Source organism: Shigella flexneri 2a str. 301 (genome assembly GCF_000006925.2).
Taxonomy (GTDB): domain Bacteria; phylum Pseudomonadota; class Gammaproteobacteria; order Enterobacterales; family Enterobacteriaceae; genus ECMA0423.
On record NC_004337.2, the window covers coordinates 1,900,507 to 1,912,573 of the forward strand.

Sequence of the window (12,067 nt, forward strand, 5' to 3'; positions counted from 1 at the left end):
CGTGAGTCTCTTTACATCATGAATATGCTGGAAAAAATCCAGTCTCAGCTGGAACATTTGAGCAAATCAGAGCGCAAAGTTGCCGAGGTCATTCTGGCTTCGCCCGATAACGCGATCCATTCGAGTATTGCTGCTCTGGCGCTGGAAGCCAATGTTAGCGAACCGACGGTGAATCGTTTCTGTCGCAGCATGGACACGCGCGGTTTTCCTGATTTTAAACTTCATCTGGCACAAAGTCTGGCGAATGGCACTCCCTATGTTAATCGCAACGTCAATGAAGATGACAGCGTTGAATCATACACGGGGAAAATATTTGAGTCCGCAATGGCAACGCTCGATCATGTCCGTCATTCACTGGATAAATCTGCCATCAACCGCGCCGTCGACTTGCTCACTCAGGCAAAAAAAATCGCCTTTTTCGGATTAGGCTCTTCTGCCGCCGTTGCCCACGATGCGATGAATAAGTTCTTTCGTTTTAATGTTCCGGTGGTGTACTCCGATGATATCGTGCTGCAACGCATGAGTTGTATGAATTGTAGCGACGGAGACGTGGTGGTGCTGATTTCTCACACAGGAAGAACAAAAAATCTGGTCGAGCTGGCGCAGCTGGCACGCGAAAACGACGCCATGGTGATTGCCCTCACCTCTGCGGGTACCCCGCTCGCCCGGGAAGCAACGCTGGCAATTACCCTCGACGTACCGGAAGATACTGACATTTATATGCCCATGGTTTCTCGACTTGCACAGCTGACCGTGATAGATGTGCTGGCGACAGGATTTACTTTGCGACGCGGTGCAAAATTCAGAGATAACTTGAAGCGGGTCAAGGAAGCGCTGAAGGAATCGCGTTTTGATAAGCAGTTACTTAATTTAAGTGACGATCGCTAAAAGCGACTGTCACTGTCCTAATCTTATACGACATCCGAATGAGATTAATTTATCGCCATCGCGGCGTTATTTCATTCGGATTTCATGTTCAAGCAACACCTGGTTGTTTCAGTCAACGGAGTATTACATGTCCAAAAGGCTTCGCAGAACAAAAATCGTTACCACGTTAGGCCCAGCAACAGATCGCGATAATAATCTTGAAAAAGTTATCGCGGCGGGTGCCAACGTTGTACGTATGAACTTTTCTCACGGCTCGCCTGAAGATCACAAAATGCGCGCGGATAAAGTTCGTGAGATTGCCGCAAAACTGGGGCGTCATGTGGCTATTCTGGGTGACCTCCAGGGGCCCAAAATCCGTGTATCCACCTTTAAAGAAGGCAAAGTTTTCCTCAATATTGGGGATAAATTCCTGCTCGACGCCAACCTGGGTAAAGGTGAAGGCGACAAAGAAAAAGTCGGTATCGACTACAAAGGCCTGCCTACTGACGTCGTGCCTGGTGACATCCTGCTGCTGGACGATGGTCGCGTCCAGTTAAAAGTACTGGAAGTTCAGGGCATGAAAGTGTTCACCGAAGTCACCGTCGGTGGTCCCCTCTCCAACAATAAAGGTATCAACAAACTTGGCGGCGGTTTGTCGGCTGAAGCGCTGACCGAAAAAGACAAAGCAGACATTAAGACTGCGGCGTTGATTGGCGTAGATTACCTGGCTGTCTCCTTCCCACGCTGTGGCGAAGATCTGAACTATGCCCGTCGCCTGGCACGCGATGCAGGATGTGATGCGAAAATTGTTGCCAAGGTTGAACGTGCGGAAGCCGTTTGCAGCCAGGATGCAATGGATGACATCATCCTCGCCTCTGACGTGGTAATGGTTGCACGTGGCGACCTCGGTGTGGAAATTGGCGACCCGGAACTGGTCGGCATTCAGAAAGCGTTGATCCGTCGTGCGCGTCAGCTAAACCGAGCGGTAATCACGGCGACCCAGATGATGGAGTCAATGATTACTAACCCGATGCCGACGCGTGCAGAAGTCATGGACGTAGCAAACGCCGTTCTGGATGGTACTGACGCTGTGATGCTGTCTGCAGAAACTGCCGCTGGGCAGTATCCGTCAGAAACTGTTGCAGCCATGGCGCGCGTTTGCCTGGGTGCGGAAAAAATCCCGAGCATCAACGTTTCTAAACACCGTCTGGACGTTCAGTTCGACAATGTGGAAGAAGCTATTGCCATGTCGGCAATGTACGCAGCTAACCACCTGAAGGGCGTTACGGCGATCATTACCATGACCGAATCGGGTCGTACCGCGCTGATGACCTCCCGTATCAGCTCTGGTCTACCAATTTTCGCCATGTCGCGCCATGAACGTACGCTGAACCTGACTGCTCTCTATCGTGGCGTTACGCCGGTGCCCTTTGATAGCGCTAATGACGGCGTAGCAGCTGCCAGCGAAGCGGTTAATCTGCTGCGCGATAAAGGTTACTTGATGTCTGGTGACCTGGTGATTGTCACCCAAGGCGACGTGATGAGTACCGTGGGTTCTACTAATACCACGCGTATTTTAACGGTAGAGTAAGTACGTTGCCGGATGCGGCGAAAACGCCACATCCGGCCTATAGTTCAATGATAGTTCAACAGATTTCGAATATTCTGAAGCAAACTTGAACTTATCATCAGGCGAAGGCCTCTCCTCGCGAGAGGCTTTTTTATTTGATGGGATAAAGATCTTTGCGCTTATACGGCTGGATTTCGCCCGGTTTGCGAGTTTTCAGCAATTTTAGTATCCAGGTGTATTGTTCTGGTCGCGGACCAACAAAAATCTCGACTTCTTCATTCATCCGCCGCTCAATCGTATGATCATCCGCCTCTAACAGATCATCCATCGGTGGGCGCACCTGAATCGTCAGACGATGCGTCTTGCCATCATAAATCGGAAACAGCGGTACAACGCGCGCACGGCATACTTTCATCAAACGACCAATCGCGGGCAACGTCGCTTTATAGGTGGCAAAGAAATCCACAAATTCGCTGTGCTCTGGGCCATGATCCTGATCGGGTAAATAATATCCCCAGTACCCCTGACGTACCGACTGGATGAATGGTTTAATACCGTCATTTCTCGCATGCAGACGACCGCCAAAGCGACGACGCACCGTGTTCCAGACATAATCAAAAACCGGGTTGCCCTGATTATGGAACATCGCTGCCATTTTCTGCCCTTGCGAGGCCATCAGCATGGCAGGAATATCGACGGCCCAACCGTGCGGCACCAGAAAGATAACTTTCTCGTTATTACGCCGCATCTCTTCGATGATCTCCAGCCCTTGCCAGCCAACGCGCGGCTGAATTTTCTCCGGCCCGCGTATTGCCAACTCAGCCATCATTGCCATCGCTTGCGGCGCGGTGGCAAACATCTCATCAACAATCGCTTCGCGTTCAGCTTCACTACGTTCTGGAAAGCAGAGCGACAGATTGATTAACGCACGACGGCGTGAGCTTTTTCCCAGTCGTCCGGCAAAACGTCCCAGCCGTGCCAGAATGGGATCACGGAACTTTGGCGGCGTTAAAGCGATACCCGCCATCGCTGCTACACCCAGCCATGCTCCCCAGTAGCGCGGGTGGCGAAAGGATTTATCAAACTCAGGAATGTATTCGCTATTATTTTTTTTCGTTTCCATGCTTTTCCAGTTTCGGATAAGGCAAAAATCAATCTGGTGATAGTGTAGCGGCACAACTTGCCCCGCACCAAATAAAAAAAGCCGGTACTGACTGCGTACCGGCTGCGAATGGATGTTAATTAATCAAACCGTAGCTGCGGCACAATCTCTTTGGCCTGCGCCAGGAATTCGCGACGATCGGAGCCGGTCAGCCCTTCGGTACGCGGCAGTTTTGCCGTCAGCGGGTTTACGGCCTGCTGGTTTATCCATACTTCATAGTGCAGATGCGGCCCAGTTGAACGTCCGGTATTACCGGAAAGCGCGATACGGTCGCCACGTTTCACCTTCTGTCCCGGTTTCACCAGAATCTTGCGCAAGTGCATATAACGCGTGGTGTAGCTGCGACCATGACGAATAGCCACATAATAACCTGCTGCGCCACTGCGTTTGGCAACCACCACTTCACCGTCACCCACTGAAAGCACTGGCGTACCTTGTGGCATGGCGAAATCAACACCTCTGTGTGGTGCAACGCGACCTGTCACCGGATTAGTTCGACGCGGGTTAAAGTTAGACGAGATACGGAACTGTTTCGCCGTCGGGAATCGCAAGAATCCTTTCGCCAGACCAGTACCGTTACGATCGTAGAATTTGCCATCCTCAGCGCGGATTGCGTAATAATCTTTACCTTCTGAACGCAAACGTACGCCCAGCAGCTGGCTTTGCTCACGTTTACCATCAAGCATTTCTCGAGACATTAATACCGCAAATTCATCGCCTTTTTTCAGTTTGCGGAAATCCATTTGCCACTGCATGGCTTTAATCACTGCGCTCACTTCGGCGCTGGTTAAACCGGCGTTTCTGGCGCTGGCAACAAAGCTCCCTCCGACGGTACCTTTCAGCAGATTGTTAACCCACTCTCCTTGCTGCATTTCGCTGGTCATTTTAAAACCGTTAGCGGCAGTACGGTCATAGGTTCGGGTTTCACGACGAGACACTTCCCAGGTGAGGCGCTGCAGTTCGCCGTCCGCGGTTAATGTCCAGGAGAGTTGTTGACCGATTTTCAGGTTACGCAATTCTTTGTCGGCAGCAGCAAGTTGGGTGATATCACCCATATCAATACCATACTGATTGAGAATGCTGCTTAGCGTATCGCCAGTGGAAACAACATATTCATGCACGCCCGCTTCACCGGCGATTTTGTCATCCAGTTCGTCCTGGGGAATGGCTTCATCTTCTTGTGCAGCTTGATCAATCGGCTCACTGGCTTCAGGTAAGAGCGAACGAATTTCGTTCTGTTCCAGCTCAATGGTTTTGACAATTGGCGTGGCATCACGGTGATAAACATAGGGCCGCCAGACAGCGACGGCCAGAGTAAGAACGGTGAGCGACCCCAACATAACGCGGTGTGGTCGCGGTAAATTATTAAACGCCAGGGCGACAGAGCGGGCTATCTGTTGCACGTAATCACTTCCTCATTAATCTCCTTTCAGGCAGCTCGCATACTGGTTGGCTAATTGACTCAGGAATTCTGAATAGCTTGTTTTACCCAGTTTGATATTCGTCCCCAGGGGATCCAACGTTCCCATACGAACGGATGTCCCTCGTGCGACGCTCTCAACGACCGCTGGCCTGAACTGTGGCTCAGCAAAAACGCAGGTTGCTTTTTGCTCAACCAACTGTGTTCTTATTTCATGTAAACGCTGCGCGCCAGGTTGAATCTCAGGGTTAACGGTAAAATGACCAAGCGGTGTCAGTCCGAACTGTTTTTCGAAATAGCCGTAAGCATCGTGAAAAACGAAATAACCTTTCCCCTTGAGCGGCGCGAGCTCGTTACCAACCTGCGTTTCGGTTGAGGCCAATTGTGCCTCAAAATCCTTCAGGTTGGCGTCAAGTTTGGCTCGACTTTGCGGCATAAGTTCCACTAATTTTCCATGGATTGCAACCGCTGTAGCCCGCGCTATCTCTGGGGAAAGCCAAAGATGCATGTTGAAATCGCCGTGATGGTGATCTTCGTCACTTTTTTCCGCGTGGTCGTGATCATCATCATCGCCGTGAATACTTTTCATCAGTAGCGGTTTCACATCTTCAAGCTGCGCAATCGTTACCTGCTTCGCTTCTGGTAATTTGCTTACCGGTTTTTGCATAAACGCTTCCATCTCCGGGCCAACCCAAACGACTAAGTCCGCGTTCTGTAAGCGTTTTACATCCGATGGACGCAGTGAATAATCATGTTCTGAAGCGCCGTCAGGCAGTAAAACCTCCGTTTCTGTTACACCATCAGCAATGGCAGAAGCGATGAACCCAACGGGTTTAAGCGAAGCGACAACGGCGGCATCTGCGGCCTGTGTTGCACCTCCCCAGAGAGCGGTGGATAATGCTGCGAAAAGAAGCGTTTTTTTATGTAACATAATGCGACCAATCATCGTAATGAATATGAGAAGTGTGATATTATAACATTTCATGACTACTGCAAGACTAAAATTAACATGACAAGTCTGGTTTCCCTGGAAAATGTCTCGGTTTCTTTTGGCCAACGCCGCGTCCTCTCTGATGTGTCGCTGGAACTTAAACCTGGAAAAATTTTGACTTTACTTGGGCCAAATGGCGCAGGTAAGTCGACACTGGTACGGGTAGTGCTCGGGCTGGTAACACCCGATGAAGGGGTTATCAAGCGCAACGGAAAACTGCGCATCGGCTATGTACCGCAGAAGCTGTATCTCGACACCACGTTGCCACTGACCGTAAACCGTTTTTTACGCTTACGCCCTGGTACACATAAAGAAGATATTTTGCCTGCACTGAAACGTGTCCAGGCCGGGCACCTGATTAACGCACCGATGCAAAAGCTCTCTGGTGGCGAAACGCAGCGTGTACTATTAGCGCGAGCATTGTTAAATTGCCCGCAATTATTAGTGCTGGATGAACCCACTCAAGGCGTGGATGTAAATGGCCAAGTGGCGTTATATGACCTTATTGACCAGTTGCGTCGTGAACTGGATTGTGGCGTTTTAATGGTTTCTCACGATCTGCATCTGGTGATGGCAAAAACCGATGAAGTGCTGTGCCTGAATCACCACATTTGTTGTTCCGGCACACCGGAAGTTGTTTCCCTGCATCCGGAGTTTATTTCAATGTTTGGTCCTCGTGGTGCTGAACAACTGGGTATCTATCGCCATCATCATAATCATCGTCACGATTTACAGGGACGAATTGTTTTGCGTCGGGGAAATGATCGCTCATGATTGAATTATTATTTCCCGGTTGGTACCCGGGATCATGCTCGCCTGTGCCGCGGGTCCGCTGGGTTCGTTTGTAGTCTGGCGTCGTATGTCTTATTTCGGTGATACGCTGGCTCATGCCTCATTACTTGGTGTCGCGTTTGGTTTGTTGCTGGACGTGAATCCATTCTATGCGGTGATTGCCGTTACGCTGCTGCTGGCGGGCGGTCTGGTATGGCTGGAGAAGCGTCCACAGCTGGCGATCGACACGTTATTAGGGATTATGGCGCACAGTGCCCTGTCGCTGGGCCTAGTGGTCGTTAGTCTGATGTCTAACATTCGTGTTGATTTGATGGCTTACCTGTTCGGTGATTTACTGGCAGTGACGCCAGAAGATCTCATCTCTATTGCGATTGGCGTGGTCATCGTGGTGGCTATTTTGTTCTGGCAATGGCGCAATTTGCTGTCGATGACGATTAGCCCGGATCTGGCGTTTGTTGATGGTGTGAAATTACAGCAAGTGAAATTGTTGTTGATGCTGGTGACGGCATTGACGATTGGTGTAGCGATGAAATTTGTCGGTGCGTTGATTATTACTTCGTTGCTGATTATTCCTGCAGCTACTGCGCGTCGCTTTGCCCGTACGCCGGAACAGATGGCTGGTGTCGCTGTTTTGGTGGGGATGGTGGCAGTAACTGGCGGTTTAACCTTTTCCGCGTTTTACGATACGCCGGCGGGTCCGTCGGTGGTGCTATGTGCGGCACTGTTATTTATTATCAGTATGATGAAAAAGCAGGCCAGCTAATCTATCGCTGAACACATTTGTCGGATGCGGCGCGAGCGCCTTATCCGACCTACGGTTCGCTATCTCTGGCTGGCCTGATAAGACGCGAACAGTGTCGCATCAGACACACTGCCAGTGTCGGATGCGGCGCGAGCGACCAATCCGACTTACGGCATTTCTGGCGGCGTTATGCCAAAGTGATTCCACGCCCGCGTCGTCGCCATACGCCCGCGCGGTGTACGCTGCAAAAAGCCTTGCTGAATCAAATAAGGTTCCAGTACATCTTCAATGGTTTCACGTTCTTCGCCAATGGCTGCCGCCAGGTTATCCAGACCTACCGGCCCACCAAAGAACTTATCGATTACCGCCAGCAACAATTTGCGGTCCATATAATCGAAACCTTCAGCATCGACATTCAACATATCCAGCGCCTGAGCAGCGATATCTGCCGAGATGGTGCCATCGTGCTTCACTTCGGCGAAATCACGCACTCGACGCAGCAGACGGTTGGCAATACGTGGCGTACCGCGAGCGCGACGAGCTACTTCCTGCGCACCGTCATCACTCATCTCAAGCCCCATAAAGCGTGCACTGCGACTGACGATATATTGCAGATCCGGCACCTGATAAAACTCCAGACGTTGCACAATACCAAAACGGTCGCGCAACGGTGATGTCAGCGAACCTGCGCGCGTGGTTGCGCCAATCAGGGTAAACGGCGGCAAATCAATTTTAATGGAGCGTGCCGCCGGACCTTCACCAATCATGATATCCAGTTGGTAGTCTTCCATTGCCGGGTACAGCACTTCTTCAACAACTGGCGATAAACGGTGGATCTCATCAATAAACAGCACGTCATGCGGTTCAAGGTTAGTGAGCATCGCAGCCAAATCGCCCGCCTTTTCCAGCACCGGACCAGAAGTCGTGCGTAAATTAACGCCCATTTCATTGGCGACAATGTTGGCAAGCGTAGTTTTACCCAACCCCGGAGGACCAAAAATCAACAAATGATCGAGGGCATCGCCGCGCAGTTTCGCTGCTTTGATGAAAATCTCCATCTGTGAACGAACCTGCGGCTGACCAACATACTCTTCCAGTAATTTAGGGCGAATGGCGCGATCTGCTACATCTTCCGGCAAAGTGGTACCGGCAGAAATCAGACGGTCTGCTTCAATCATCCTTTACCTCATAACGCGGCGCGTAGGGCTTCGCGAATTAATGTTTCACTGCTGGTGTCAGGGCGAGCGATTTTGCTCACCATGCGGCTTGCTTCTTGTGGTTTATAGCCTAGCGCCACCAGCGCGGCAACTGCTTCTTGTTCAGCATCGTCGGTCGCCGGGCTAGCAGGAGACGTGAGTACCAGGTCGGCGGCTGGCGTAAAGAGATCGCCATGCAAACCTTTAAATCGGTCTTTCATTTCAACAATCAAGCGTTCGGCGGTTTTTTTGCCAATACCCGGCAGTTTCACCAGTGGCCCCACTTCTTCACGCTCAACGGCATTAACGAACTGCTGCGCTGACATTCCGGAGAGGATCGCCAGGGCCAACTTCGGGCCGACGCCGTTGGTTTTGATCAACTCTTTGAACAACGTGCGTTCTTGTTTATTGTTAAAACCGTACAGCAGTTGCGCGTCTTCACGCACCACAAAGTGGGTGAAAACGATCGCTTCCTGACCCGCTTCAGGGAGTTCATAAAAACAGGTCATCGGCATATGCACTTCATAGCCTACGCCGCCCACTTCAATTAACACCAGCGGGGGTTGTTTTTCAATGATGATGCCTCTGAGTCTGCCTATCACATGACGCTCCTGCGTAATGAATCAAAGATAATGCTGTATGATAAAAAAATGCTGGATAGATATCCAGCGAAGGATGAAGAAAACTTGCGAGGTGTCCCGATGATCTGAAAAATGGCACAGTATAATTTATTCAACAGGTTATATTGGAAGCAAATATTTGAATATTACATATTCAGTGAAGAAATGCGTAATAAAAATATACATTGCGACTCCTGAAAAATAATTTTTTATGCTATTACGTATATTTGTATCTATTTCAATGGAATGACAACGTGAATATTAATTACCCTGCTGAATATGAAATTGGAGATATCGTCTTTACATGTATAGGTGCTGCCTTATTTGGTCAAATATCAGCTGCATCAAATTGCTGGAGTAATCACGTCGGGATCATTATCGGTCATAACGGTGAAGACTTCCTGGTTGCAGAAAGCCGGGTTCCCCTTTCAACCATCACCACGCTATCTCGTTTTATTAAACGTTCGTCTAATCAACGCTATGCTATAAAGCGATTAGACGCTGGGCTGACAGAACAACAAAAACAACGAATTGTTGAACAGGTTCCCTCCCGGCTACGCAAACTTTACCACACGGGTTTTAAATACGAATCTTCGCGCCAGTTCTGTTCAAAATTTGTCTTTGATATTTATAAAGAGGCGCTATGTATTCCGGTGGGTGAAATAGAGACGTTTGGACAACTGTTAAATAGCAATCCGAATGCAAAACTCACTTTCTGGAAATTCTGGTTCTTAGGTTCTATTCCGTGGGAGCGTAAAACCGTCACGCCAGCCAGTTTGTGGCATCATCCGGGTTTGGTGTTGATTCACGCGGAGGGAGTTGAAACGCCTCAGCCGGAACTGACCGAGGCGGTATAACTTAACGCAGTCGCCCTCTCGTCAGGTTCAGCCGCGATTCGCTCATCTGCATCGCATTCTGACTAACGTGGCAGTGGGTGATGGCAATCGCCAGCGCATCGGCGGCATCCGCCTGTGGATTAGCGGGCAGTTTCAGCAAGGTGCGGACCATATGCTGCACCTGGCTTTTTTCGGCACTACCCATACCTACCACCGTTTGCTTTACCTGACGTGCCGCGTATTCAAATACCGGCAATTCCTGATTCACCGCCGCAACAATCGCCACGCCGCGCGCCTGGCCCAGTTTCAGGGCTGAGTCAGCGTTCTTCGCCATAAAGACTTGTTCAATGGCGAAATAATCAGGCTGGAACTGGGTGATGATTTCCGTCACGCCCGCATAGATGAGCTTCAGACGAGACGGTAAATCATCCACTTTGGTGCGTATGCATCCGCTACCCAGGTAGGACAGTTGCCTACCTACCTGGCGGATGACGCCGTAGCCGGTCACGCGCGAACCCGGGTCAATGCCGAGAATAATAGCCATCACGCGTCTCCGTTTTGCTGTTTAGCAGGCATCATCAGAGAGTCGCTGCAACCTCATCAGAGATTTCACCGTTATGGTAAACTTCCTGCACGTCGTCGCAATCTTCCAGCATATCGATCAGACGCATCAGTTTCGGCGCGGTTTCTGCATCCATATCAGCTTTGGTGGACGGGATCATGGAAACTTCCGCGCTGTCTGCATTCAGACCGTGCCGCTTCCAGAGCGTCGCGCACTTTACCCATTTCTTCCCATGCAGTGTAGACATCAATCGCGCCGTCATCATATGTCACAACGTCTTCAGCACCTGCTTCCAGATCTGCTTCCATGATGGTGTATTAGTCGCCTTTCTCCAAGGAGATCACGCCTTTTTTGCTGAACAGATAAGCTACGGAACCGTCAGTGCCAAGGTAACCGCCACATTTGCTGAATGCGTGACGCACTTCAGCAACGGTACGGTTGCGGTTGTCAGACAGACATTCAATCATGATTGCCGTGCCGCCAGGACCGTAACCTTCGTAGATGATGGTTTCCATGTTTGCATCATCATCACCGCCCACACCACGTGCAATTGCGCGGTTCAGTGTGTCACGGGTCATGTTGTTAGACAGTGCTTTATCCACCGCCGCACGCAGACGCGGGTTAGCGTCCGGATCGCCACCGCCCAGCTTAGCCGCGGTTACCAGCTCACGAATGATTTTAGTGAAGATTTTACCGCGCTTAGCATCCTGCGCAGCTTTACGATGTCTGGTGTTGGCCCATTTACTATGACCTGCCATAAAAATATCTCCAGATAGCCCTGCCTGTTCAGGCAGCGTTAATTACAAACTGTTCAATCGCCTGCCGGTTGCTCCAGGACTTAGTGAGCGCCGCCGCAGCAGGCGCATCAAGCCACTTGTAAGCCAGATGTTCAGTGAAAACGATCTGCCGCTCGTGCGGAAGCGCAAGACAGAACCATGATTCCGTATTACGCGTCACGCCCGGCGCATAGCGATGACGTAAATGTGAAAAAATTTCAAACTCTACCGTGCGCTGACAGTCAATTAAGGTCAGTTGTTCAGCGACAACATCAATGGTAACCTCTTCCTTTACTTCGCGCATGGCAGCTTGCGGCGCGGTTTCACCCTCTTCCACGCTGCCGGTTACCGACTGCCAGAAATCGGGATCGTCACGCCGCTGCAACATCAGCACCCGTTTCGTATCTTGTGCATAGATGACCACTAAGATCGAAACGGGACGCTTATACACTTTATCCTTCACGCTGCCTCTTCGTTGACTGCCTTCGCTCATCCCATTCACATAGTTATCTATGCTCATGGGAGTTCACTCA

The 12,067-nt window shown here is 50.5% G+C and carries 11 protein-coding genes, 1 pseudogene, 1 other annotated feature and 1 other gene; of the genes and pseudogenes, 5 read left to right on the top strand and 8 right to left on the bottom strand.

Translation table 11 applies throughout. The annotated features are described in order from the left end of the window. The first annotated feature begins 18 nt into the window (after positions 1 to 18). Both yebK and pykA read left to right on the top strand, forming a co-directional pair. A complete protein-coding gene (gene yebK / locus SF1863; protein ID NP_707713.1) occupies positions 19 to 888 on the top strand; it encodes a DNA-binding transcriptional regulator HexR in 870 nt (289 codons plus the stop codon). A 127-nt stretch (positions 889 to 1,015) separates the two neighbouring features. Next, positions 1,016 to 2,458, top strand: a complete 1,443-nt coding sequence (gene pykA, locus SF1864; RefSeq protein NP_707714.2) for a pyruvate kinase — start codon at positions 1,016 to 1,018, stop codon at positions 2,456 to 2,458. Between the two features lie 130 nt (positions 2,459 to 2,588). Here the strand turns inward: pykA and msbB are convergent, their stop codons facing one another. From msbB to yebL, 3 genes are all read right to left on the bottom strand, one after another. Then, complete coding sequence (gene msbB, locus SF1865; RefSeq protein NP_707715.1) at positions 2,589 to 3,560, bottom strand: lipid A biosynthesis (KDO)2-(lauroyl)-lipid IVA acyltransferase; 972 nt, start codon at positions 3,558 to 3,560, stop codon at positions 2,589 to 2,591. A gap of 119 nt (positions 3,561 to 3,679) precedes the next feature. Continuing rightward, positions 3,680 to 5,002, bottom strand: a complete 1,323-nt coding sequence (yebA, locus tag SF1866) for a peptidase (RefSeq protein NP_707716.1) — start codon at positions 5,000 to 5,002, stop codon at positions 3,680 to 3,682. A 15-nt stretch (positions 5,003 to 5,017) separates the two neighbouring features. Beyond that, positions 5,018 to 6,076 (bottom strand): adhesin, encoded by a 1,059-nt coding sequence (gene yebL / locus SF1868; RefSeq protein NP_707717.3) that lies wholly within the window; start codon positions 6,074 to 6,076, stop codon positions 5,018 to 5,020. Here yebL and znuC point away from each other — a divergent pair. Continuing rightward, positions 6,029 to 6,784: a high-affinity zinc ABC transporter ATPase gene (gene znuC, locus SF1867; RefSeq protein NP_707718.1), complete on the top strand. Its 756-nt coding sequence runs from the start codon at positions 6,029 to 6,031 to the stop codon at positions 6,782 to 6,784. The genes yebL and znuC overlap by 48 nt on opposite strands. Next, positions 6,781 to 7,565, top strand: an annotated gene (locus tag SF1869). The genes znuC and SF1869 overlap by 4 nt, the downstream gene beginning before the upstream one ends. A gap of 146 nt (positions 7,566 to 7,711) precedes the next feature. Here the strand turns inward: SF1869 and ruvB are convergent. Together ruvB and ruvA are read right to left on the bottom strand one after the other, a co-directional pair. Beyond that, positions 7,712 to 8,722, bottom strand: coding sequence for a Holliday junction DNA helicase RuvB (gene ruvB / locus SF1870; protein ID NP_707720.1), 1,011 nt, complete (start codon positions 8,720 to 8,722; stop codon positions 7,712 to 7,714). Positions 8,723 to 8,730: 8 nt separating this feature from the next. Continuing rightward, positions 8,731 to 9,342: a Holliday junction DNA helicase RuvA gene (ruvA, locus tag SF1871; protein NP_707721.1), complete on the bottom strand. Its 612-nt coding sequence runs from the start codon at positions 9,340 to 9,342 to the stop codon at positions 8,731 to 8,733. A gap of 203 nt (positions 9,343 to 9,545) precedes the next feature. Between ruvA and SF1872 the strand changes: the two genes are divergently transcribed. Beyond that, positions 9,546 to 10,217 (top strand): hypothetical protein, encoded by a 672-nt coding sequence (locus tag SF1872; RefSeq protein ID NP_707722.3) that lies wholly within the window; start codon positions 9,546 to 9,548, stop codon positions 10,215 to 10,217. A 1-nt stretch (position 10,218) separates the two neighbouring features. Here SF1872 and ruvC read toward each other — a convergent pair whose 3' ends face one another. The 3 genes and pseudogenes from ruvC to ntpA form a co-directional block, all read right to left on the bottom strand. Next, positions 10,219 to 10,740, bottom strand: a complete 522-nt coding sequence (gene ruvC, locus SF1873) for a Holliday junction resolvase (protein NP_707723.2) — start codon at positions 10,738 to 10,740, stop codon at positions 10,219 to 10,221. A gap of 34 nt (positions 10,741 to 10,774) precedes the next feature. Continuing rightward, positions 10,775 to 11,516: a sequence feature (Similar to Escherichia coli K12 conserved hypothetical protein gi: 1788171 (247 aa). BLAST with identity of 97% in 247 aa. This CDS ontains frameshift. The sequence has been checked and is believed to be correct.), on the bottom strand. Then, a pseudogene (gene yebC / locus SF1874) lies at positions 10,775 to 11,516 on the bottom strand. (Overlaps the previous feature by 742 nt.) A gap of 28 nt (positions 11,517 to 11,544) precedes the next feature. Beyond that, a complete protein-coding gene (gene ntpA / locus SF1875) occupies positions 11,545 to 12,027 on the bottom strand; it encodes a dihydroneopterin triphosphate pyrophosphatase (protein NP_707724.2) in 483 nt (160 codons plus the stop codon). Positions 12,028 to 12,067 lie beyond the last annotated feature (40 nt).

Bases quoted from the DNA above. Each gene is read 5' to 3' on its own strand.
- yebK (NP_707713.1), top strand. From the start codon at position 19: ATGAATATGCTGGAAAAAATCCAGTCTCAGCTGGAACATTTGAGCAAA.
- pykA (NP_707714.2), top strand. From the start codon at position 1,016: ATGTCCAAAAGGCTTCGCAGAACAAAAATCGTTACCACGTTAGGCCCA.
- msbB (NP_707715.1), bottom strand. From the start codon at position 3,560: ATGGAAACGAAAAAAAATAATAGCGAATACATTCCTGAGTTTGATAAA.
- znuC (NP_707718.1), top strand. From the start codon at position 6,029: ATGACAAGTCTGGTTTCCCTGGAAAATGTCTCGGTTTCTTTTGGCCAA.
- ruvB (NP_707720.1), bottom strand. From the start codon at position 8,722: ATGATTGAAGCAGACCGTCTGATTTCTGCCGGTACCACTTTGCCGGAA.
- ruvC (NP_707723.2), bottom strand. From the start codon at position 10,740: ATGGCTATTATTCTCGGCATTGACCCGGGTTCGCGCGTGACCGGCTAC.
- ntpA (NP_707724.2), bottom strand. From the start codon at position 12,027: ATGAGCGAAGGCAGTCAACGAAGAGGCAGCGTGAAGGATAAAGTGTAT.